This window comes from Streptococcus sp. HF-100, from assembly GCF_015594635.1.
Taxonomy (GTDB): Bacteria; Bacillota; Bacilli; order Lactobacillales; family Streptococcaceae; genus Streptococcus; species Streptococcus vaginalis.
This window is the reverse complement of sequence record NZ_JADNQV010000005.1, coordinates 76,895-101,042: the sequence shown is the minus strand read 5'-3', so window position 1 is coordinate 101,042 and position 24,148 is coordinate 76,895. Positions and strand designations below refer to the sequence as shown.

The 24,148-nt window shown below is 37.0% G+C and carries 20 protein-coding genes; 9 read left to right on the top strand and 11 right to left on the bottom strand.

Annotation, left to right across the window (positions count from 1 at the left end):
* Positions 1–190 precede the first annotated feature (190 nt).
* Positions 191–1,621 carry a helix-turn-helix domain-containing protein gene (locus IYQ23_RS06130; protein WP_195674422.1) on the bottom strand — a complete coding sequence of 477 codons (1,431 nt, stop codon included), beginning with the start codon at positions 1,619–1,621 and terminating at the stop codon, positions 191–193.
* A gap of 111 nt (positions 1,622–1,732) precedes the next feature.
* Here IYQ23_RS06130 and IYQ23_RS06125 point away from each other — a divergent pair, with 111 nt between their 5' ends.
* The gene (locus IYQ23_RS06125; protein ID WP_195674386.1) at positions 1,733–2,386 is read left to right on the top strand and encodes an NgoBV family restriction endonuclease; all 654 of its coding nucleotides are present in this window, start codon (positions 1,733–1,735) and stop codon (positions 2,384–2,386) included.
* On the opposite strand, the gene dcm is transcribed toward IYQ23_RS06125, so the two are convergent.
* The 3 genes from dcm to rpmF form a co-directional block, all read right to left on the bottom strand.
* Positions 2,375–3,865 carry a DNA (cytosine-5-)-methyltransferase gene (dcm, locus tag IYQ23_RS06120; protein ID WP_195674385.1) on the bottom strand — a complete coding sequence of 497 codons (1,491 nt, stop codon included), beginning with the start codon at positions 3,863–3,865 and terminating at the stop codon, positions 2,375–2,377. The genes IYQ23_RS06125 and dcm overlap by 12 nt on opposite strands.
* A gap of 361 nt (positions 3,866–4,226) precedes the next feature.
* Entirely contained in the window at positions 4,227–4,376 is a 150-nt protein-coding gene (rpmG, locus tag IYQ23_RS06115; RefSeq protein WP_003026692.1) for a 50S ribosomal protein L33, read from the bottom strand.
* Between the two features lie 15 nt (positions 4,377–4,391).
* Complete coding sequence (rpmF, locus tag IYQ23_RS06110) at positions 4,392–4,574, bottom strand: 50S ribosomal protein L32 (RefSeq protein WP_003026691.1); 183 nt, start codon at positions 4,572–4,574, stop codon at positions 4,392–4,394.
* A 228-nt stretch (positions 4,575–4,802) separates the two neighbouring features.
* Between rpmF and hisS the strand changes: the two genes are divergently transcribed.
* From hisS to IYQ23_RS06090, 4 genes are all read left to right on the top strand, one after another.
* Positions 4,803–6,083, top strand: a complete 1,281-nt coding sequence (gene hisS, locus IYQ23_RS06105; RefSeq protein ID WP_195674384.1) for a histidine--tRNA ligase — start codon at positions 4,803–4,805, stop codon at positions 6,081–6,083.
* 80 nt (positions 6,084–6,163) lie between these two features.
* Complete coding sequence (locus IYQ23_RS06100; protein WP_049516944.1) at positions 6,164–6,370, top strand: hypothetical protein; 207 nt, start codon at positions 6,164–6,166, stop codon at positions 6,368–6,370.
* Between the two features lie 119 nt (positions 6,371–6,489).
* Positions 6,490–8,244, top strand: a complete 1,755-nt coding sequence (gene aspS / locus IYQ23_RS06095; protein WP_195674383.1) for an aspartate--tRNA ligase — start codon at positions 6,490–6,492, stop codon at positions 8,242–8,244.
* Entirely contained in the window at positions 8,231–9,166 is a 936-nt protein-coding gene (locus tag IYQ23_RS06090; RefSeq protein WP_070496861.1) for a YitT family protein, read from the top strand. Before aspS ends, IYQ23_RS06090 begins: the two co-directional genes overlap by 14 nt.
* Before the next feature lie 219 nt (positions 9,167–9,385).
* Here IYQ23_RS06090 and pulA read toward each other — a convergent pair whose 3' ends face one another.
* The 6 genes from pulA to IYQ23_RS06060 form a co-directional block, all read right to left on the bottom strand.
* A complete protein-coding gene (gene pulA / locus IYQ23_RS06085; protein WP_195674382.1) occupies positions 9,386–11,467 on the bottom strand; it encodes a type I pullulanase in 2,082 nt (693 codons plus the stop codon).
* A gap of 13 nt (positions 11,468–11,480) precedes the next feature.
* On the bottom strand, positions 11,481–12,467 hold the full coding sequence (locus tag IYQ23_RS06080) for a LacI family DNA-binding transcriptional regulator (RefSeq protein ID WP_003026679.1): 987 nt from the start codon (positions 12,465–12,467) through the stop codon (positions 11,481–11,483).
* A 10-nt stretch (positions 12,468–12,477) separates the two neighbouring features.
* A complete protein-coding gene (locus tag IYQ23_RS06075) occupies positions 12,478–13,290 on the bottom strand; it encodes a DUF1189 domain-containing protein (RefSeq protein ID WP_195674381.1) in 813 nt (270 codons plus the stop codon).
* 215 nt (positions 13,291–13,505) lie between these two features.
* Positions 13,506–14,348, bottom strand: a complete 843-nt coding sequence (locus IYQ23_RS06070; RefSeq protein ID WP_003026676.1) for a sugar ABC transporter permease — start codon at positions 14,346–14,348, stop codon at positions 13,506–13,508.
* 1 nt (position 14,349) lies between these two features.
* A complete protein-coding gene (locus IYQ23_RS06065; RefSeq protein ID WP_125442719.1) occupies positions 14,350–15,645 on the bottom strand; it encodes a sugar ABC transporter permease in 1,296 nt (431 codons plus the stop codon).
* Between the two features lie 73 nt (positions 15,646–15,718).
* Positions 15,719–16,981 carry an extracellular solute-binding protein gene (locus IYQ23_RS06060; RefSeq protein WP_022526079.1) on the bottom strand — a complete coding sequence of 421 codons (1,263 nt, stop codon included), beginning with the start codon at positions 16,979–16,981 and terminating at the stop codon, positions 15,719–15,721.
* A gap of 329 nt (positions 16,982–17,310) precedes the next feature.
* On the opposite strand from IYQ23_RS06060, the gene malQ reads away from it, so the two are divergent.
* The 4 genes from malQ to nrdI all read left to right on the top strand — a co-directional run bounded on the left by malQ (position 17,311) and on the right by nrdI (position 22,308).
* Positions 17,311–18,834, top strand: coding sequence for a 4-alpha-glucanotransferase (gene malQ / locus IYQ23_RS06055; protein WP_195674380.1), 1,524 nt, complete (start codon positions 17,311–17,313; stop codon positions 18,832–18,834).
* Between the two features lie 25 nt (positions 18,835–18,859).
* A complete protein-coding gene (glgP, locus tag IYQ23_RS06050; RefSeq protein ID WP_195674379.1) occupies positions 18,860–21,118 on the top strand; it encodes a glycogen/starch/alpha-glucan family phosphorylase in 2,259 nt (752 codons plus the stop codon).
* A gap of 149 nt (positions 21,119–21,267) precedes the next feature.
* Positions 21,268–21,777 carry a hypothetical protein gene (locus IYQ23_RS06045; protein WP_022526076.1) on the top strand — a complete coding sequence of 170 codons (510 nt, stop codon included), beginning with the start codon at positions 21,268–21,270 and terminating at the stop codon, positions 21,775–21,777.
* Between the two features lie 75 nt (positions 21,778–21,852).
* A complete protein-coding gene (gene nrdI / locus IYQ23_RS06040) occupies positions 21,853–22,308 on the top strand; it encodes a class Ib ribonucleoside-diphosphate reductase assembly flavoprotein NrdI (RefSeq protein ID WP_022526075.1) in 456 nt (151 codons plus the stop codon).
* 54 nt (positions 22,309–22,362) lie between these two features.
* On the opposite strand, the gene argS is transcribed toward nrdI, so the two are convergent.
* The gene (argS, locus tag IYQ23_RS06035; RefSeq protein WP_195674378.1) at positions 22,363–24,051 is read right to left on the bottom strand and encodes an arginine--tRNA ligase; all 1,689 of its coding nucleotides are present in this window, start codon (positions 24,049–24,051) and stop codon (positions 22,363–22,365) included.
* Positions 24,052–24,148: the final 97 nt, after the last annotated feature.

Genomic DNA, 24,148 nt, shown 5'->3' with positions numbered 1-24,148 from the left:
TCATATATGTTTCAAATCCGTCCATTTGATGGCCATCAATTAGGACTTTATTAAATAATATTTATCAAGATGTTTTCTTGATATACCTAGTATAAATCATGAACTCTTTTTATTTTTTACTTCTTTTTTTACTTTAAGAGGCTAATTTGTAAAATAATGAGTAAAAAAAAAGACTAGGTGAACCCTAGTCTTAAAGAGAAAAGTTTTTAACTTCTTCTTCATCTAATAATCTAATAAAAGCTTGCTGAACATTGTCTAACGCATTTGCCATAGCTAACAATTCTTCATTTAATTTTTCTTGAAAATAGTATGTCACTTGTGTATTGTTAGTTAGTAATCCTTCAATTTTACGTGTCACACTCTTGTTATCTAAATTCAGGTCATATAACTCAGCATGATTCATTATCTCGATATCTGTCATATCTTTCTGTATCCCAGCTTCGACTCTAGCTTTATCTTCTGGAGTGAATCTGGTTTGCTCAATTTCAACAAAATCGTAATTTTGAATTTTTCTAGTCGAATAAGGATTGGTCACTAAATTTAGTATCTCATCAAAAGTTCTTTCCTCAATCTTATTTATTGGTTGTGACTCATATATGCTCACGCCCAGTCTTGTTAAATCTTCCTTTGAATATTTTTGATAGAGTTCACTAATTTCCTTACCTTGAGAGATTAATTCCATATAATCTTTATAAACCTGATTTATTTTTACAGGGTCTAATTTTTGACTCTGTTGACCACCTACAAGAGTTAAACCAAAATTGGTACCATATTCTTTTGATATCCGTAATGGAACTGAATTAAGTAGAGAGTTTGGGATATCTCCTCTGTACATTTTAGTTAATATTTCATCCACCATATAACCGATATTAAATAAAGGATTCTCTTTAAGTTTTTTGATTAAATTAGGTATGATTTCAGATGAAATGTTATTAGACCACCATTTATTTATAAGGAAATCGATTTTATCTAAACTAAAATTATCTGGAAAATCATCTTTATCTAATTCAAATAATGAGTTGCAAACATTGACCTTGAAGGATTGAACCAATTTATCTTCTAACATTAACCATAAAATATTGAACATTTCTTCAAAATCAATTACTGTTTCTTCGTTTATGGAACTTTCTCTTAGACTTCTTGCAGGATTAAATCCCTTATCTCCCATCATTATATTTATATCATCTTTTTTGTGAAATGTATCCATTTCCAGCTCTTCAGAATCCTCATTGAAATTTTTTCTCTGTATATTGAAGTTAGCAAAAGTTTTGGCAAGTCTTAAACATATTTCTTGTATTTCAACATACTCTCTACTTTGGAATTTATAAACTTTATTATACCGTTCAATTGAGAAATCTTTATATAGTATTGTACTAAAGCAATGGTAAAATAACTCCTCTATAAACTCATTTAGATTTCCAAAAATTACATCTGCATAATCTAGTCCAGTCCTTTCTTTCAAATCGTAGAGTATTGTGTTAGTAATAGGACGTTTTCCTTTTTCAATTTGACTAACTTGACTGGAATTTCCTACATCTGATTGTGTCAATCTATATTTTTCTCTAAGTTTTATTAAACGAGCTGGTATTTTATCTGAGTAGTATAGTTCAAAAAAAGTTATCATTGGTTCTCCTTTAAATATGGTATATGCAATAATAGTTAAATTGGAAATTTTGCCTTTTTCAATGATATAAATGATATAATAGATGTGAATAAAAACAAGGAGCTTAATATGGTCAGAATCACTTCTATTGATGAATTATTTCAATATACAAAAGAGCAGTTAGAAGGTAAACAAGGAAATATTACGATAAATTTTGCTAATCATCCTATTGTATACTCTGGAAACGATATTATAGGAAACTCTCTACAAGAGTGGCTGCCTAGTTGGTTTACTTATCTTGATGTTGACATAAAACCTGGAGAACATACTCAAGAATTTCCAGACTTTGTAGCTAATTTTGATGGTAAACAATATGACGTTGAAGTAAAGGCTTGGAACTATAATAATGCTCCAGCATTCGATATAGCTAATTTTCATAGTTTCATAAATCAAACCTATAAAAGTCCTAGTAAATTAAATGCTTATTTTATCATTCTAGGCTATAAACCTGCAAATGATGGCTTTTCAAAAGGATTTACCGTAGAACAGGTTTATCTCAAACGAATCTGGGAAATTACTAATAAATCTCAAAAGTACCCAATTGGTTTACAAATTAAACGAAATAGCCCCTATGCTATCAGACCGTGTGCTTTTCACCGTAAGGAAAGTTTCCAAAGTAAGGAACAGTTTATAGAGGCTATCTATGAAGCTTTTAAATTATATCCAAGCTCAGTACTTGATTTCACAGCTGAAGATTGGAAGACAAAGGTGTTAGATTATTGAATTACTAGAACTCTCTCGGATATAATTTAGATGGCTTGATAACAGCTTGTCAGATACAGCTTTAATGACAGGAATACATACCGTATTACCTAATAAATCAAACGCCTCTGTTTCATTGAGGTGGGTTAAATCATAGTTGTCTGGGAAACCAAATAATCTCAACCCCTCTTTGACAGTGAGCTTTCTAATACCATCATTAACAGGAACGGCTAATTTACTAACATCGGTTGCAACTAAGGTAGGTGTTACATCATTTGGGGACAAAATTTTAGAAAACTCAAACGATAATTTCCCAGTTACAATATTATATCCCTTTTCAAGAGTCTCATCGGGGACTCTTTTATTTCCGACTTTTTTCTTAGGATATTCAAACGCAAGATATCCTTTGCTTACGAGGTCATCAAGCATTTCAGACAAGTTCGAATTATCATAGAATGTAGAAATCATTTCCTTAGTAAGAGGCATGCCATCCATCCAGTCTATTCCAATAATCTCTGCCCATTTTTTATTGCGTCGCTGTTTAAGAAGTAAATTTAGTAATTCTGTTTGTTTTGCGGTAATCTCTCCTTTAAGCCCAATTTCCCAGCTATGAATATTATTTTCTCCGCCACGTTTATCTTTTATTGCCTTACCGTAAATATCTTTAATATCATAATGAGTAAGTAGTTTTTTGGTAAATTCTGTTTCAATGGGCGGAACATCATTTTCAATCACATCTTTTAAAGTTGAATGAGTATGAATAAAATCTGTTAATTCAGGTAATTGAGTATTTTTATAACCAATGATATAAATACGATTGCGTGACTGAGCTAATCCAAAGTCTTTTCCGTTTAATACCTTGTATTGAATATTGTATCCTAGCTCTCCAAGAGTAGTAGTAATGACTTTGAATGTTTTACCTTTGTCATGATTGACTAGTCCTTCAACATTCTCTAATACAAAACCAAGAGGTCTTTTTTCCATTAGAATTTTTGCAATATCAAAAAACAACGTTCCTCTCGTGTCTTGAAAACCCAGACCTAAGCCTGCTTGCGAAAATGCTTGACAAGGAAAACCAGCTAGCAAAAAATCAAAATTGGGAATACTTGCTGGGTTTACCTTTGTAATGTCACATTCTGGGTTATGGTTAAAATTTTTATGGTATGCCTTTATAGCTGCAGGTTTAATATCACTTGAAAAAACACATTTTCCCACCAATCCATGTTCAGCCAATGCCTGTTCGAATCCCAATCTTATACCACCTAGACCACTAAAAAGGTCAATAAACTTAATTGTATTTTCTGAATCCTCAAGACTATTAGAGATTTCTTTAATACCAACAGAAATTAATTCACGACATTTTTTAGAGAAAGTCTTTTGATTCGGCAGAGGAATCTTTTCGATAGTTTCGATTTCGCTATCATTTAAGTAAATTGTTACAGCTTTCTTTTTGTTTACACTTGTCTTTCTACCCGCTCCATCTCTTATACCACCGTGCATTTTGATATTTCTCCTTACAAGTTATTTCAATACTTTATATATCATATCACAAAAGCATTGTTTTTTCAAGTTTTACGGAACCAAAAGACATACAGATTTCCATATCTGTATGTCTAAATTCCACAAATCCTAGAAAAGACCATGCTATTTCTAGGATTTTTAGGAATGAAAGTATAAAAAAAGAGAGACCCCACAATGAAGTTTCTCTTACTTTTTAATATCCGAATCAAAATCTTATTTCAAAAAAGGTAGTGAAAAAGGTAGTGATTCGGTTGATTTTTATTACAATGTAGTGAAATTTGAAATTTCAAGAATCGCTTTAAATCAAGGTTTCTACCGCCCATTGACGTGTAGTGAATCCCTATTTCACCTCTGTAAACACTACATGTTTACGTAATTTTGGTGAGTATTTCTTCAATTGAAGACGGTCTGGAGTGTTGCGTTTGTTTTTAGAAGTAAGGTACAAGCGTTCACCAGATGCTTTGTGTTCAAGTGTGATATTTACGCGCATGATAGCTCCCTTCTATTATTCTGCTGCTGCAGCTTTGGCGATTTTACGTCCTTTGTAGTATCCTTTGAGGGATACACGGTGAGAACGTGAGTAATCTCCAGTAGTTTCGTCAAAATGTACAGATGGAGCTGTAATTTTGTAGTGAGTGCGGCGTTTGTTTTTCTTCGCTTTTGAAGTGCGACGTGCAGGTACTGCCATTTTCTTTATTCTCCTTTTAATATAAGTTCGATTCAATCTCTTTGATTTTCATCAACTGTAATAGTATATCAAAAAAATTTTGTAAAGTAAAGTTACTTGACAGATTTTCTTTTATTTTTTGGAAAATGGCAGAGCGTGCTAGCTTTTCAGAGAAAATATACCGAAACTATCCTCAAAATCGGCTACTTGTGGTAAAATAATTATATTATATGAATGAAGAGGAAAGCTATGAAATTACAAAAACCGAAAGGGACTCAGGATATTCTCCCTCAAGAGTCTGTCAAATGGCAATATGTAGAAGAATTTGCTCGCAAAACATTTAAAAAATATCATTACGCAGAAATTCGTACCCCACTATTTGAGCATTATGAAGTGATTAGTCGTTCTGTTGGCGACACGACTGACATTGTGACCAAAGAAATGTATGATTTTTATGACAAAGGCGACCGTCATATTACTTTGCGTCCAGAAGGAACAGCACCAGTTGTACGTTCTTATGTGGAAAATAAGCTCTTTGCACCAGAAGTCCAAAAACCGGTGAAACTTTATTATATGGGCTCTATGTTTCGTTATGAGCGTCCTCAGGCAGGGCGTTTGCGTGAGTTTCATCAGATTGGTGTAGAGTGTTTTGGCTCCAACAATCCTGCGACAGATGTGGAGACAATCGCTATGGCAGCTCAATTTTTCAATGAAATTGGTATTCAAGGTGTAACGTTGCAGTTGAATAGTTTGGGAAATGCGGAGAGTCGCGCCGCTTATCGTCAAGCATTGATTGATTATTTGACGCCGTTGAAAGACAGTCTTTCTAAAGATAGCCAGCGTCGTCTGGAAGAAAATCCTCTCCGTGTGCTAGACAGTAAGGAAAAAGAAGATAAACTCGCTGTTGAAAATGCACCCTCTATCCTAGATTATCTAGATGAAGAAAGCCAAACTCATTTTCAAGCTGTGCGTTCGATGTTGGAAGCACTAAAAATTCCTTATGTTATCAATACCAACATGGTTCGCGGATTGGATTATTACAATCACACGATTTTTGAATTTACTGCAGATGTGGCAGGTAATGAATTGACAATCTGTGCAGGCGGTCGTTATGATAGCCTCGTTGCTTATTTTGGTGGACCAGAGACGGCTGGTTTTGGCTTTGGAATGGGCGTGGAGCGCCTGCTTCTCGTTCTTGAAAAGCAGGGTGTAGCCTTGCCGCTGGAGGATAGCTTAGACGTTTATGTTGCAGTTTTGGGAGACGGTGCTAATAACAAAGCTTTGGAAATTGTACAAGCACTTCGTAAGCAAGGATTTACAGCTGAACGTGATTATTTAAATCGTAAGTTGAAAGCGCAATTCAAGTCAGCAGACGCTTTTTCTGCTAAAGTGTTGATAACTCTTGGCGAAAGTGAAATTGAAAGCAACCAAGTTACCGTCAAAAACAATTATACTCGTGAAGAATTGACAGTCAGCTTAAATCAGATTCAAAAAGATTTTCAAACAATTTTTGAACAACTGGGGTTTTAATTTAAAAAGGGAGAAGGCCAGTCAAATGGCTTTTTTCTCTCGTAACATAGCAGAACGTTGACGTAGAAGTGGAGAGAACAATGAAAAAAATAATCATTCCGTCTGTAATTCAGTTTCTAATTGTTTTTTTGATTATAGGAGGAATTGCCTATTTTGTAAGAGGAAATTTCTTTTTTCGGTTTTTAGCACCGATTTTTGGCTTGGCAGCAGGGCTATTGCGCTTAGCATCAAGTTATGTAGTCAAGGTTTTGCATCCTGAATTATATGACAAAGAGAGTAAGAAGTGAGTCGTCATCTTCTTTTGTAAAAATATTACGTTAAGATATGAAGATTTTGAAAAGCATGTCTTCTTTTTCATCGCTTTTGTGGTAAAATAGTAAAAGAATTAAAAGTTTGGAGAATAAAAATGAAACGTTCAATGTATGCCGGGCGTGTTCGTAGTGAACATGTTGGTCAAAAAATCACTTTGAAAGGTTGGGTGTCCCGTCGTCGTGACTTGGGAGGACTGATTTTCATTGATTTGCGTGACCGTGAAGGCATAATGCAGCTAGTTATCAATCCTGAAAATGTGGATAAAGAAGTCATGGAAACCGCTGAAAGTTTGCGAAGCGAATATGTGATCGAAGTGACTGGAAAAGTAGAGGCCCGTACGCAGGCGAATGATAAATTGGCAACGGGAGCCGTTGAATTACACGTGGAGCATTTGACAGTTCTCAATACGGCCAAAACGACTCCATTTGAAATCAAAGACGGTATTGAAGCGAATGATGATACCCGTCTCCGTTACCGTTATTTAGACCTTCGTCGTCCTGAAATGTTGGCAAATTTGAAATTGCGGGCTAAGGTAACACATTCTATCCGCAATTACTTGGATGAGCTTGAATTTATTGATGTGGAAACGCCGTTTCTTACTAAGTCAACTCCAGAAGGGGCGCGTGATTATTTGGTACCAAGTCGAGTGAACCAAGGTCATTTCTATGCTCTGCCACAAAGTCCTCAAATTACCAAGCAACTGTTGATGAATGCTGGATTTGATCGGTATTATCAAATTGTAAAATGCTTTCGTGATGAGGATTTACGTGGAGACCGTCAACCAGAGTTTACACAGGTTGACTTAGAAACTTCTTTCCTATCTGATCAAGAAATCCAGGATATTACAGAAGGCTTGATTGCTCGAGTGATGAAAGAAACGAAGGGGATTGAGGTTACACTGCCATTCCCACGAATGAAATATGATGATGCAATGGCTTTGTATGGAAGTGATAAGCCAGATACACGTTTTGAGATGCTATTGCAAGACTTGACAGAACTTGTCAAGGGAATTGACTTTAAAGTTTTCTCAGAAGCACCAGCCGTTAAAGCGATTGTTGTGAAAAATGCTGCTGATAAATATTCTCGCAAAGATATTGATAAGTTGACAGAGCAAGCAAAACAGTATGGAGCAAAAGGACTTGCTTGGGTGAAAGTGGTATCAGGTGAACTAAATGGACCAGTTGCTAAGTTTTTGAAAGACTTGACAAGTGACTTGACAGATGCTTTACAGCTTGAAGACAATGATTTGGTTCTTTTTGTAGCGGATACGCTTGAAGTTGCCAATGCATCCTTGGGAGCTCTTCGTGTTCGTCTTGCAAAAGATCTAGACTTGATTGATGAATCGAAATTTAATTACCTTTGGGTTGTGGATTGGCCAATGTTTGAATGGTCGGAAGAAGAAGGTCGCTATATGAGTGCGCACCATCCATTCACTCTTCCACAAGCAGACACAGCTCATGAATTAGAAGGTGATTTGAGCAAGGTTCGTGCTATTGCTTATGATATTGTCTTGAATGGTTATGAATTGGGTGGTGGAAGTCTTCGTATTAACCACAAAGATTTGCAAGAACGAATGTTTAAAGCCCTTGGTTTTTCTGAAGAAGAAGCTACTGATCAATTTGGTTTCTTGCTAGAAGCAATGGATTATGGTTTTCCACCGCATGGTGGACTGGCAATTGGGCTAGATCGTTTTGTCATGTTGCTGGCTGGCGAGGAAAATATCCGTGAAGTGATTGCTTTCCCTAAAAACAACAAAGCAAGTGATCCAATGACTCAGGCGCCAAGCATAGTCGACGCTAAACAACTTGAAGAATTAAGTTTACAAGTAGAAACTCATGAAGAAAAGTAAGATTTACAAACGATTGCGTTATTATTTGCGCCGTCTAGCCTATGATTTTAAGTTGATACGAGTACTTAAGAGTATTTCTCGTGAGAAGTACGATGAAAAGATTTCTGCTTCGCTCATTTATGGTTTTCTATCTGCGGTTGCAGTGAATCTTTTCTTTCAACCGGGACATGTTTATTCAAGCGGTGCGACTGGATTGGCACAGATTTTAGCCGCTTTAAGTACGCGTTTTTTAGGATTTACTATTCCGGTTTCTGTGACTTTCTATCTCATCAATATCCCGCTGATGATTTTGGCTTGGTATCAAATTGGGCACAAATTTACGGTATTTACTTTTATAACCGTTTCCATGAGCTCGCTGTTTATCCAGTTTGTTCCTGAAGTGACTTTAACGAATGACCCGATTATCAATGCCTTGTTTGGTGGGGTTATCATGGGAATGGGAATCGGCTTTGCCTTGCGTTCCAATATTTCCAGTGGTGGGACGGATATTGTCAGCTTGACGGTTCGGAAGAAAACCGGCAGAAATGTGGGAAATATTTCCTTTATGGTCAATGGCATGATTATGATTATTGCCGGTGTGACTTTTGGCTGGAAATATGCACTATATTCGATGATTACGATTTTTGTGTCAAGCCGTGTGACAGATGCAGTCTTTACTAAGCAAAAGAGGATGCAAGCTATGATTATTACCAGTTATCCTGAAGCCGTTATTGAAAAAATCCACAATAAGTTGCATCGTGGTGCAACGATTATCAATGGTGCAGAAGGTACCTACAATCATGAGAAAAAAGCAGTTTTGATTACAGTTATTACGCGTGCTGAATTTAATGAATTCAAGCATATCATGCGTAAAACCGATCCGCATGCTTTTGTATCGGTAGCAGATAATGTTCACATTCTTGGACGTTTCGTAGAAGAATAAAACATCAGATTGGCTAGTTTGGTCAATCTGATGTTTTTTTATATGACTTGCAGTCTGTCTCGCGGCCTTCGGTGCGGGACAAATAGAGGCTGGGCAAAAACAAGCATAAAAGCAAAAAGGCTTAGAATCTGGTTTAAATAAATCTTGATTTTAAGCCTTTTATAATGTCGTTGATTATCTATTTCTGATTAAAAATGGTGTTTTTGCCCAGCCTCACGATTATTTAAGTACGAGAACTTGTTTTGCAGGGACAGTATAGGAATCTCTGTTAGTATTGAGAGGAACGTCAAGGCTGATCTCTGGGTAGTTGATAAAAATAGCTTGTTTATCCTGATTTGGATAGCTAAATGCTTCGTTTCCAAAGTTAATGAGGATTGTGATTTGATCTTCTTTTTCTTTAATTTTATATTCGACCACAGAATCACTTAGCCATTCGACAGAACAGTAATCTTTAATTTCTGTTCTTGTTTCCAAACTGAGGAGCAGATTTGCTTTTCTGAATTGGATCAACTGGCGAACAAAATCTACGTCTTTCTCATATTCAATTGAGCGTAGCCAATCAAGACGGTTGATGGCGTCTTGAGCATTATAAGTATTATCCATGAGGTTTTTACTACGGAAAAACTCTTGCCCGCTGTGAATAAAAGGCACCCCTTGTGCAAGTAAGGAGAGATGCAGAGCGAGACGGGCATTATCAAGCCGTTCCTTCAAATCAATCTTTGGATTTTGAATCGCAAAATAGTCAAAAGCAGTTGCATCGTCATGGCATTCTACATAGTTGATTGCTTGTTGCGGTGCGATAAAGTGCTCAGTACCAGTACCTGAGAAGCCAATATTAGCAGTTAGAACATTCTCTATGGAATTTAGCGAATGAACCTCTGATAATTGTTGCCCTTCTGCAATGGTTGCTTTTATTGTATTGCGAAAATGATCGTTGAAAAATCCATAGCTTGGTAATTTGTCAGCGTTGAATTGATGTGCAAGTCGATTGCTATCGAGTCCCGTATTCATACGCCACCCTTCTCCATACAAATAAACATTTGGATAAAGCGACTTCAATTCCTCTGCAATCTGCTTCATGGTTTCTATATCTAGAATGCCCATGAGGTCAAAGCGGAATCCGTCAAATCCATAGATTGTCAACCACTGTTTGAGGGAATGCTTAATATAGCTACGAACCATTGCTCGTTCACTGGCTACATCGTTTCCACAAAACGTACCATTTGTCAAATTTCCGTTGTGATTGTAGCGGAAGAAATAGCCTGGGACGATTTTTTCAAAAGCATAGGTTTTGGGATTGTAGACATGATTGTAAACGACGTCCATGATAACACTGATGTCAGCTTGATGATAAGCAGCGATTGCTTCTTGCAATTCAACGATTCTTGTATAAGGATCATGTGGATTTGTTGCAAAGCTGCCGTCAGGAAGATTGTATTGCATAGGGTCGTAGCCCCAGTTATACACGAGTTCTGGATGGTTTTCATCAACACTGCCAAAATCATACACTGGCATGAGTTGGATATGAGTAATGCCCAGTTGTTTGACATAATCCATTCCCAAAGTGTGTTCTTGCAAATCAGGAGACTCTGTTAGGGACTTGAATTTCCCAGGGTAAGAAAACTCAGCTTCTTTTTGCATGGAAAAATCTCGCACACTCATCTCGTAGATAACAGCTTTTGTTATTGGAATTTGTGTTGCTGCTCGGTGAATTGGACGAGTAATTTTCTCTGGATTGACAACATAACTAACACCAGAATTGCTTTCAGAAGATAGGGCATAAGGGTCGTGGACTTCCACCCAATGACCATTCACTTTGTGTAGATAGTAATAAGCAGCCCCATCAAAATCTCCAGAGACCTCTGTTTGCCAAACGCCCTTTTCACCAAGTGTCATCGGATAAACTTGATTTTGTAAATGGAGCAAAACTTGCTCGGAAATAGGAGTCCAGAGTTTAAAAGTCGTTACTTTAGGAGTGTAATGAGCTCCTAAGTCATCGCCATCATAAGCAAAGGTCTGGTCAAAAATCGGTTTTCTCACAATATGGCGAAATTGCAAAAAGGTTTTATTGCGATCTTGGTCGTAAATCCAATAATGACTGGTTAAATCTAACGGCTCAAGAGGAGCAAGACTGTATTGCACGAAGTCATCTTGTTCTTCCAGAGTTCTTATCTGTAAGGTTTGTGTGCTATCAACCGTTTCGATTGTAAATTGTAATTGTTCAGTATAAAATTGTTTTTCTAACTCGATCGTGATGAGACTTTGGTCATCTAAGTAGGCTTGGAATGTTCGGAAAGCCATAAACTTCCTTTCTTTATTGTTCGATAATGCGATGTGGAATTAATTGGCGATAACAAATTTGTCGATTTTCTTTGGTATCATTGATAATTTGTAGAATAGTCTTGAACGAAACCCGTCCTAGCTCTAATGTGTTAATATCTACATAAGCTATTAAATCAAGTTTGGGTTTAATAGAGTCAAAGGCTAGAATGGGAACAGATAATTGATTTTCATTTAAATAATTACAAACTCCCTCTGCCAGCATACTGTCTGTTGTGATAATAGCATCAATTTTTGTATCATGACTGAGAAGGCGCTTGGTAAATTGATATCCTTTATCTTCCAAAAATTCATTTGCAAAGGCTGTATTTTGAGTGTCAAGCTCTAAATGGTAATCTTCTAGCGCTTTTTGGTATCCTTTATAACGATCTTGTGTCACAAATAACCTTTTACTACCACCAATAAAAGCAATATTGCGGCAGCCTTTTTTGATAAAATATTCTGTTGCATCATATCCGGCTTGAATATTGTCATTGTCCACCAAAGGAATGAATGGCGAAAGAGATTTTCCTAAAATTAAGAAAGGAAATTGTTCTTCGCTGACCATTTTCACTAATGGATCATTTTCCTGAGAATAGAGAAAAATGAGTCCGTCCACACGTTTTCCTAGAACCATTTGGGAAATAGCTTCCATGCGTTCTTTTTCATTTTTCCCGGTCGCAATTTGAATAGCGTAGTGAAACTCAGAAGCTACCTGAGCAATCCCGCGAAAGACTGAAGGAAAAAATGGATTTTGATAAAAAGCATCGGAATCATCAGGTAAAACAACACCAATAACTTGTGTGTAACTGCTAACAAGACTACGTGCATTAAGATTAGGATGATAATTCAATTCCTTCATAGCTTTACGGACTCTTTTTTTGGTCTCATCGCTGATGCTGGATTTATTTTGGACAACACGGGTAACGGTAGAAGGCGAAACTCCTGCCAATTTAGCAACTTCTTTAATAGTAACTCGCATAAAAAACCTCCTACTTTTTCATTTTTTCATCACGGAAATGTGTCCGATAGAAAATAATGACGAGATAAAGAACAAACAGAATGTTTTGAATGGTAATCATAGTGGTCATGGCTTGACCAAACAATAACCCTGCCGCGACAGCAATCAATGTTGGCAAACCTAAACAATTCAAAGCAAAATGATAGCATTCTTTGACGGTTTTAAAAGAAAAAAGACGAGATTTTTTCGTTAAGTAAAGGAAAAAAGTGGCACCTAGAAGGACAATAAAGAAGTTTAATGCCAATAGAAATCCTGAAATCAGAATCAAAAATAGACTGACGGTAACACGATTTTGTTGAAACCAATCTTGTGAAATGGCGGCACTGAGCGACTTTTTATTTTTTAGAGCAGCTTGATTGATATGCTGATATTGAATGTTTGCCAGTTTTCTTCCTTTTTTACTAATAACCAATTGCTTTGGCTCAAAAGCAAGGGTCAGCTTTTCTCCTAAAGCTGTATTCCCTTTTCCAAGAAGGACAGTTCCTGCTTTGCTATTGTGAGTTGATTGCTGACCAGCATAGCTGAATTGATGATTTGCTATTTTAGCATTCTCTGTGATATCGTCCATTACTTCCTTTGTAACAGGGTCAAAAACACCATCTACAAAAGTAGTGAGTGGATAAGTCTTGAGAGACACGTTTTGCACAGCAACTGGTATCATGGATAAGGAAATTAAAAAGATGCTTGTAAAAATCAATTGACACCAGGTCAGTAATTTTCGGTTGGCAAAAGGCTTTTTAAAACCGTAAATACTAGAAAAATAATTAAATGGATAAGGTAGCATAAGACACTCTTTCTAAAAATTTATGGGAATTATATACCTGTTTACACAACTACAAAGTATAGTTGTCAAATTTACAAAAATCTTATTTTAAGATACTATATATTGTGATTAGTGTAAAGTGCTATATAGTTCCCAAATTTATAATCAGGTAATGGCTAATAAAGCAAAGTTTATTAGCTATCATACAACTATAAATAAAAGAGGGTGGGACAAGATTATCCCTTGTCGCCACCACTTGTTAAACCAGATACAAAGTTCTTTTGTAGGAAGAAGAATAAGATACAGATTGGCAGAGCAATCAAGATAGCACCTGCTGAGAAGTAAGCAATCTTCAAATTCTTCACATCACTAACAAAGGTTTGTAAACCAACAGCAACTGTATAGAATTCTTTTTCACGAAGTAAGAAACTAGATAAGATGTAGTCTCCGAATGGTCCCATGAAAGCCCAGAGAGCTTGTACAGCAATCATTGGACGAACGAGTGGCAGTACAATTTGCCAGAAGCGTCTGAAGTGACCAGCACCGTCCAATTTAGCAGACTCATCAAGTGAGATAGGCACTGTATCGAAGTACCCTTTCATGAGCCAAGCGTTCATTGGGATACCACCGCCGACATAAAGGAAGATGAGGAACCAACTGTGGTTGAGCGCATTTAACATCAAAGCCATAACGAAGAAGGCGGTCAGGGCAGCCATTGTTGGTACCATTTGAATGATTAAGAAGAAGACCAGACTTTGTTTTCTAGCTAGGAAATTATAACGACTATAAGCGTAACCAGCTAGTACAACTATACTTGTTTGGATAATCATTGTCAAGATAGCAATGATTAAAGTGTTAAAGTACCAAGTCCCATAAAGAGTTTCAGTAAAAAGCTTGCTAAAGTTTTCTAGGCTAAAATTAATATCTGTATCTAGCTTAAACGCAAGGACATTCCCTGTCTTGAAAGCAGACATAATCGTAATCAAGAGAGGATAGATAATGATAATAGATAAAGCCACTAGATAGAAATAAGTTAAAAAGTGGTTTAAACGGCGTTTAAATTTAATAGAATTATTCATCTTACACATCCTTCATATCAAATGCATGTAGTTTCTTGAACGCAATCATGGAGATTGAAATCACGATAAGAGAAATGATAAGTGTTACCGCAGCGGCCATTGAGTATTGAGGAGCTGCACCTGTCGTTAAACGATAAATCCATGAAATGAGGATGTCAGTCGAACCTGCACCACCACCAACTGTACCAGGACCGCCATCATTAAAGAGGTACATGATAGAGAAGTTGTTGAAGTTGAAAGTATACTGACTGATGAGTGTAGGGGCAGCAACTGCTAAAATCATTGGGAAAGTGATATTGCGGAATTTTTGCCATGCATTTGCACCATCAATGTAAGCTGCTTCGTAAAGATCGTTTGGAATGGATTGCAAGATACCAAGTGTCAATACATAAATGTAAGGGAAACCAAGCCAACCTTGCATCATAATTAGAGCAATTTTAGTCCAGGTTGGATCTGTTTTCCAAGGAATCAGATGTCCATTTAAGAATGGCAATAGTTTACCAAGAAGCGGAATGACTTGGGTATTGATCGCACCGATACTATCGTTGAACATGTTACTGAAAGTTAAGATAGTGATGAATGCTGGGACAGCCCAAGGCAGTAGGAAGATAACGCCGAAAATGCGTTTTCCTTTAATAAATGGTTGGTTTGCAATAATAGCGGTAAAAATACCAATAACGATTTGGACAGTTGAGGCAGTCAGTGCCCAGATAATAGTCCAACCAAGAACGGCTCCGAAAGCAGAGCGGAAAGTGCTAAGTCGCCAAATATTAGTGAAGTTTGTCACGCCAACCCAATCCAAGAGCTTGGTTGGAGGCAGATGTTGGAAATCATAGTTTGTAAAGGCGATTAAAAGAGTGACCAATACAGGGAAAATGATAGCAAAAGTCATTGCAATATATGAAGGAATAATCAATAGGTAAGGAAAACCATTAGCGTAAATTCCTTTTAACATATCTTTGAAAGTCGTAGGAACTGGATAATCATTATTCCAACGTTTCGCAATAGTATAAGCATCTTTTAGATTGAGAGCATAAAAGATGAAATAAACAATGACAAGAATAAAGTGGAATGCACCACGAATCAGCATGAAAAGAGAGTTATCGCGTCCAGGCACCTCACCGAGAGTAATTAAGTTTCCTAACTCAGGAGCAGCAATGGCGAAAAAGTAAATCAAAAATAAAATGGTAACTCCTAAAAAGATAGCCCCTTTTGCTTTTTGTTTATTATAAATTTGCCCAAGTCCTGGGATGAGGGAGAGCAGCAATGCTTTACGTGGCTGTTGTTGTGTTGTCATCAGAGCCTCCTTTATCTAAAATATAGAACTCGACTGGTGCTGCCAATCGAGTTCTATCCTACCTCAATCTGTTTTATTTTTTACCAAATTTTTGATCGATAGTATCTTTAATCAATTTCACGGCATCATTTGCAGCAGTTTTAGCATCTTTTTTACCACTTACAGCATCAAAGAGCATACTTGCTGCTGGATCCCATACAGTACTCATTTCAGAGATATTTGGCATAGGTTGAGCAGATTGGAACTGTTTAACAACAGCTGAAGTCAATTCATCATTTTTACCTTCAGCATATTTACGAGCTTCTGTATTAGCAGGTACTTCGTTTGTAGCATCATAGAAAGCTTTTTGTTGATCTGTTGATGTCAAGAAGTTGACAAATTTTTGAGCTGTTTTGGCATTTTTAGATCCTGCAGGGATGACCCAAGCTTTACCACCACCAAAGGTTTGATAGTTTTTACCATTTGGAAGTGTAGGAATAGTGGCAACACCATAGTTCACTTTAGCTTCTTTAAATGATGCAGCTTTCCAAGGGCCTTCAATGATAGCAGCTGTTTTACCTGATTGGAATTGAGTTTGAATTAAGTTTGCGGCACCTTTAGTATCTTGCATTCCTTTTGGCCATTTTTCGTACCAAGATTTAGCGTATTCAATACCTTTAATAGAACCGTCATTTGCAAGACCGATGTCTTTAGGATCGGTACCGTTCTTACCAAATACGTAACCACCGTTACCAGCTAACAGACCGTAAGCATAATAGAAGTTTGTCCAGTCCGCGAGGAAAGCAGTTGTTTTGCCATTTTCGTTAGCAAAAGCATATTTGCTGTCTTTTGCCAGTTCTTCTAATTCAGCAAATGTAGTTGGAGCTTTAGAAACAAGGTCTTTATTGTAGTACATTACTAATGTTTCGATAACAGCAGGTGCGCCATAAGTCTTACCTTTTGTAGTTACGAGTGCTTTTGTTGTGTCATCAGTCATTGAACCTTTGTCAAGTTTCACTTCTGAAAGTTGGCCGTCCGAACCGAGACTACCTACGCGGTCATATGGAGACATCATAACGTCTGGAGCTTTGCCAGATTGGTTGTCAAGTGAAAGATTTTCAAGACCTTTAAGTTGGTCGCCAGTTTTAATAGTAACTTTTGTTCCATTTTCTTTTTCAAAAGCAGCAGCAGCTTTCTTCATGTAGCCTTCGTATTGTTTTTCTACGTAAACAGTGAGGTTTTTACCATCACCAGAAGAAGCTGATTTATTATTTTTGCTACCGCAAGCTACTAGTAACAAACTAGCTAATCCTACAGTTCCAAGAACTGCAACACTTTTCAACATTTTATGTTTCATGATTTATTCCTCCTAAAGAATAAAATAATAAGATAACAATTTAAAATAGTTTACGCAAACGTTTTCTTAAACTATGCTTAAGTATACCACAAATAGAAAACGGTTGCAACACTTTTTTAAAAAATCTTGAAAATTTTTTATTTTCCACTCCAAAAATCTTGAAAAAATATAGAAGAAAATGATTCAATTGTCCAAAATATTTTAAAATTTTATAAAAAAACTAGAAAAATGGTTGCACACAGGTCGAAATTAAGTTATAATCAAATCAACGCAAACGTTTTCGTTAAATGAATGCAAAATTTAACAGAAAAATTTATTGAGGTGATAAGATGAAAGAGCGTCAAAGTGGTGTTCTCATGCATATTTCTTCTCTTCCAGGGAAATACGGAATCGGCTCATTTGGAAAAAGTGCTTACGATTTTGTGGATTTTTTGGTAAGAACAAAGCAACGCTACTGGCAAATTTTGCCTTTGGGCACGACCAGTTATGGAGATTCTCCTTACCAATCATTCTCTGCATTTGCGGGAAATACACATTTTATTGATTTTGACCGACTGATTGAAGAGGGTCTACTTACTGAAAGTGATCTTGATGGTTTAGACTTTGGTCAAGATCCAAGAAAAGTAGATTATGCGAAAGTTTTCAACAATCGTAGACCGGTTTTAGAAAAAGCTGTGAAACGTTTCTTAGAACGCGGAGATTTAGCGGCTTATGAAAAATTTGTAGCAGATAATGCGTCTTGGCTTGAAGTATTTGTTGAATACATGGCGATTAAAGAGCATTTCGACTTGAAAGCTTGGACTGAATGGCCAGATGCAGCAGTACGTCATCGTGAAGCGTCTAGCTTGGCAACTTATCGCGAAAAGCTAGCTGATCGATTGACCTATCATCGTGTTACGCAATATCTCTTCTTCAAACAATGGTTAGAATTGAAAAATTATGCTAACGAACATCATATTGAAATCGTTGGCGATATGCCAATCTATGTGGCAGCTGATAGCTGTGATGTTTGGGCGCAACCGCATTTCTTTAAAACAGATGAATTAGGACAGCCTACATGTGTAGCAGGATGTCCGCCAGATGAATTCTCTGCGACCGGTCAACTTTGGGGAAACCCAATTTATGACTGGAAGGCAATGGATGAAGATGGGTATAGCTGGTGGATTGAACGCTTACGTGAGAGTTTCAAAATCTACGATGTGGTTCGTATCGATCATTTTCGTGGTTTTGAATCTTATTGGGAAATCCCTGCTGGATCCGATACAGCCGCTCCTGGTAAATGGGTGAAAGGTCCTGATTATGCTTTGTTTAAAGCTGTGAAGGAAGAATTGGGTGAACTAAACATCATCGCCGAGGATTTAGGCTTTATGACCGACGAAGTGATTGCTTTGCGGGAAAAAACAGGCTTCCCTGGTATGAAAGTCACTCAATTCGCCTTTAATCCAGAGTCTGAAAGTATTGATAGTCCACATCTTGCGCCTAACAATTCTGTCATGTACACAGGTACGCATGATAATAACACGGTACTTGGTTGGTATCGCGATGAAATTGATGATGCCACACGTGAATATATGGCTCAATATACTAATCGTAAAGAATATGAAACAGTACCTCATGCTATGCTACGGACTATCTTTGCTTCTGTCAGCTTTATGGCAATTGCAACCATGCAAGATTTGCTTGAACTAGACGGCTCAGCTCGCATGAACTATCCATCAAGCATTGGTGGCAATTGGTCATGGCGTATGACAGCAGATGAATTGGACCCTGTGATTGAAGCAGAGTTATATAGCTTGACGAAAACATATCGTCGTTTAAATAAAAAATTATTAAAGAAAGAGAATGAATTGTAACGTTCTTTTCTAAGTAGGAGAAAAAATGTCAAATTTACAAGAATTTATCCAACAAACTTATCAAAAAGAAATTGCTGAATGCAGCAATGAAGAATTGTATATTGCCCTTTTAAACTATACAAAATTGGCTAGTGCACAAAAGCCAGTTAATACTGGTAAAAAGAAATTGTATTACATTTCAGCAGAATTTTTGATTGGAAAACTGTTGTCAAACAACCTCATCAACCTTGGCCTTTATGATGATGTCAAAAAAGAATTAGCAGACGCTGGTAAAGACTTGATTGAAGTGGAAGAAGTCGAATTAGAACCTTCACTTGGTAATGGTGGTTTAGGACGTCTGGCTGCTTGCTTCCTTGATTCTATTGCAACACTTGGTTTGAATGGAGACGGTGTAGGTCTGAACTATCACTTTGGTCTTTTCCAACAAGTATTGAAAAATAATGAGCAAACAACAGTACCAAACTTCTGGTTGACAGAGCAAAATTGGTTAGTAAAATCAAGCCGTGGCTATCAAGTACCATTTGCTGATTTCACTTTAACATCAACTCTTTATGACATTGATGTGCCTGGTTATAAAACAGCTACTAAAAACCGTCTTCGTCTGTTCGACCTTGACTCAGTAGATGCAAGTATCATTGAAGATGGGATTGACTTTGATAAGACAGATATTGCTCGTAATTTGACTCTATTCCTTTATCCAGATGATAGTAATAAGCAAGGTGAATTGCTCCGTATCTTCCAACAATACTTTATGGTGTCAAATGGTGCACAATTGATTATTGATGAAGCGATTGAAAAAGGTAGCAATCTTCATGACTTGGCTGACTATGCTGTTATCCAAATCAACGATACACACCCATCTATGGTCATTCCAGAGATGATTCGTCTTTTGACAGAACGTGGTATTTCTCTTGATGAAGCAATCAATATCGTTAAGAATATGACGGCTTATACAAACCATACCATTCTTGCTGAAGCGCTTGAAAAATGGCCGCTTGAATTCTTGGAAGAAGTTGTTCCACACTTGGTTCCAATTATCAAAGAATTGGATAAGCGCGTGAAGGCTGAATACGCAGATCCAGCTGTTCAAATTATTGATGAACATGATCGTGTACACATGGCTCACATGGACATTCACTATGGATATAGTGTCAATGGGGTTGCTGCTCTTCATACAGAAATCTTGAAAAACTCAGAACTCAAGGCCTTTTACGACATTTATCCAGAAAAATTCAACAATAAAACAAACGGAATCACCTTCCGTCGCTGGCTTATGCACGCAAATCCACGTTTGTCAAATTACATTGATAGCTTGATTGGCCGCGATTGGCACCATGATGCTTCAAAATTAGAAGACTTACTTGAATTTTCTGGTAAGGCTGATGTGAAAGCTGAACTTGAAAAAATCAAAGCTCACAACAAACGGAAGTTAGCTCGTCACTTGAAAGAGCACCAAGGTGTTGAAATCAATCCTGAATCAATCTTTGATATCCAAATCAAACGTCTTCACGAGTACAAACGCCAACAAATGAATGCTCTTTATGTCATTCACAAATACTTGGACATCAAGGCTGGAAACATTCCTGCGCGTCCAATTACAGTCTTCTTTGGTGGGAAAGCTGCTCCAGCATACACGATTGCGCAAGATATTATTCATTTAATCCTTTGCTTGTCAGAAGTAATTGCTAACGACCCAGAAGTTTCTCCATACTTGCAAGTCGTTATGGTTGAAAACTATAATGTAACAGCAGCTAGCTTCTTAATTGCAGCCGGTGACATTTCTGAGCAAATCTCCCTTGCTTCTAAAGAAGCTTCAGGTACTGGTAACATGAAATTCATGCTAAATGGTGCTTTAACGCTTGGTACTTCAGACGGAGCAAATGTTGAAATTCATGAATTAGTCGGCGATGACAACATTTATATCTTTGGTGAAGATTCTGAAACAGTTATTGATTTGTATGCCAAAGAAGCTTATAAGTCAAGTGAATTCTATGCTCGTAAAGCAATCAAACCGCTGGTTGATTTCATTGTCAGTGATGCTATTCTTGCAGTTGGTAAGAAAGAGCGCTTGGAACGACTTTACAATGAATTGATCAATAAAGACTGGTTCATGACGCTTCTTGACTTGGAAGACTATATTGAAACAAAAGAACGCATGTTTGCGGATTATGAAGACCGTGATGTCTGGCTTGAAAAAGTTCTTGTCAATATTGCAAAAGCAGGCTTCTTCTCTGCTGACCGTACGATTGCTCAATATAACGATGAAATTTGGCATTTGAACTAGTTCAATAGCAAATAGGCCCCTTGATTGATAGTTGAGGGGCTTTTGTTTGAAAAAAATAATTGACACTAGTGAAACTTTTGTTGCCATTTTTGACTGCTTACGTTATAATAAATAAAACTGAAAACTTTTTCACAACGAGGAGGATTATTGTGAAAAAACGACCAATTTATCTATATGTCTTGCTGACACTATCAGCCATTCTATCATCTTTTACACTTGTAGGAACCTTTTTTGGCAGTGAAAAAATAACGAATACAAGTTCTTATAAAGGATTGTCTGAAACGGTTGTGAAGCAAATCGTGGAAGTAACTGAAAGAAGTCTTGTCTTTCTTCATAATATTCCGCATAAAATATTAGTTATCCTTTCCATTCTACTGTTGATTGCTGCCATTGTGTTTATCGTCAAGAAAAACATTCTATACGCTAATTTTGCCTATATTGCTTATGTGCTATTAGGAATTATTGGGACAATTTACAATTATATCGGTGGTATGCCACTCAACAATCTTTATAAAGATCAAACGATGCGTGCTACAGCAATCTCATCGACAAGAGTTTTAACCATTATTTATTTTGCATTTAATATTCTTTTCCTTGTTATTGTCTTTTTCAAGATGAAACGGCAGCAACAAGACTTAGCAAAAGAAGAATTACAATAGTTGACAAAACATATCTATCAGCTTAAAATTTTAAGAGAATGATAGATGTGTTTTATTTTTAGAAAGTGAGAAAATATGAAGATTTCCTTAGTTTATATTAGCTTAAGTGGCAACACAGCGAGTTTTATCAAGCGCTTGTCCACTTTTTTGCAAGAGCGACATGAAAATGTCGAGATTGAGCAGGTGGATATAAAAGATATGGTGAAAGAGGAGCGACCATTTTACGCCATGTCTCAGCCTTTTGTAGCCTTTTTGCCAACCTACTTAGAAGGTGGAAATGGTTTGGATAATGGGGATGTGGAGATTCTTACCAATGATTTAGGTGACTTTATCGCTTTTGAAGAGAATTACAAGCGCTGTTTTGGAATTGTTGGTAGTGGTAATCGTAATTTTAACAACCAATATTGTTTAACAGCAAAGCAATATTCAGAGCGATTTGGCTTTCCAGTCTTGGACACATTTGAACTTCGTGGCTTGAATGAAGATGTTAAACGAATTGGTCTGAAAATTGAAGAATTATACGGAATGTAATAAAAAATCCTATCGTTGTAAATATCGATAGGATTTTTTGATAGGGTTAGAAAATTACATTTTTTCTGGAGCATCAACGCCGAGAAGACGAAGAGATTCTTTTAGAACAACAGCTGTTGCGTAGCTGAGAGCCAGACGGCTGTCACGTTCAGGGCTTTCGTCCAAGATACGAGTGTGTGCGTAGAATTTGTTAAATGCTTGTGCAAGACTGATCGCATATTTTGCAATGAGTGATGGGTCATAATTGTCAGCTGCACGTTTGATAACACGGGCAAAATCTTGCAGCAGTTTAATGATTTCCCAACTTTCAGCATCATCTAGGCTGTATGTTGATTCAGCGCTTGGCTTGAAGTCAGCCTTGCGAAGGATTGATTGGATACGTGCATAAGCGTACTGGATATATGGTCCTGTTTCTCCTTCAAAAGATACCATGGCTTCCAAATCAAAGTCGTAACCGTTGCGGCGGTCTGTTTTTAAATCGTAGAATTTAACAGCTCCTACTCCGACAGCACGAGCAACAGCTTCTTTGTTTTCAAGGTCAGGATTTTTGGCTTCAATTTGTGACTGAGCACGATTGATAGCTTCTTGAAGAGTTGGTTCAAGAAGGATGATATTTCCTTTACGTGTAGACAATTTTTGGCGGTTCTTTGTTACCAAGCCAAAGTCTACATGAATCATATCATCGCTCCAGTCAAATCCCATCTTCTTCAAAACGGCTTTTAATTGTCTGAAGTGATTAGCTTGTTCTTGACCTACAGCATAAATGTTTTTAACGAAGTTGTAAGTGCGAGCACGGTACATAGCTGTCGCAATATCACGTGTAATGTAAAGTGTTGCTCCGTCAGATTTCTTAATCATAGCTGGTGGCAGATTGACATCATCAAGGTTGACAATGCTAGCCCCCTTAGACTCTTCCAACAATCCTTTTTCTTCAAGGATTTTGATGCCTTCGTCCATCTTGTCATTATAGAAGGCTTCACCAGCCAGACTATCGAATTCAACGCCAAGCAATTTGTAGATACGGTTAAATTCTTTCAGGCTTTCGTCGCGGAACCATTGCCATAATTCAGTAGCTTCAGGATCACCGTCTTCTAGTTTTTTGAACCAGAGGCGACCTTCGTCATCAAGCTCAGGATCTGTTTCGATTTCCGCATTGATACGAACGTACAGTTTCAGTAATTCATCAATTGGATTTGCTTCGACGGCTTCTTTGCTGCCCCATTTTTTATAAGCCACCATTAAAAGACCGAATTGTTTTCCCCAGTCACCTAAGTGATTGATTTTAATGGTGTTATAGCCCAATTTACGGAAAATATTAGAAAGGGCATCACCGATAACAGTTGAGCGCAAATGACCAACTGAAAATGGTTTTGCAATGTTTGGGCTGGAGAGGTCAATGGTGATGTTTTCTCCATTTCCTTCATTTTGCTGACCATAGTTATTTCCTTCTTTTACAATTTCTTTGATAACTTGAGCTGAAATTTTTGATTTATCAAGGAAGAAATTAACATAAGGACCAGTTGCCACTACTTTTTCAAAGTTTGTTGAGTCAATTTTTTCTGCAATATCTGCTGCAATCGCTTGAGGCGCTTTTCGTTCTACTTTCGCTAAAGAAAAGGCAGGAAAAGCAATATCACCTAAATCTGAGCTTTTGGGTTTTTCTAGTAAATTTAAAATAGCGTCTTGGTCTAAGCTGTCAATGACCTTAGCCAATTCACTTGCAATCAATTGTTTATTATCCATGGTTTCTCCTTTGGTCTTTTACTAGTATTTTAACATATTTTTTGACGAATCTTCAATTTTTTTGGTATAATTTTGAGTATAAATATACATTATTGAG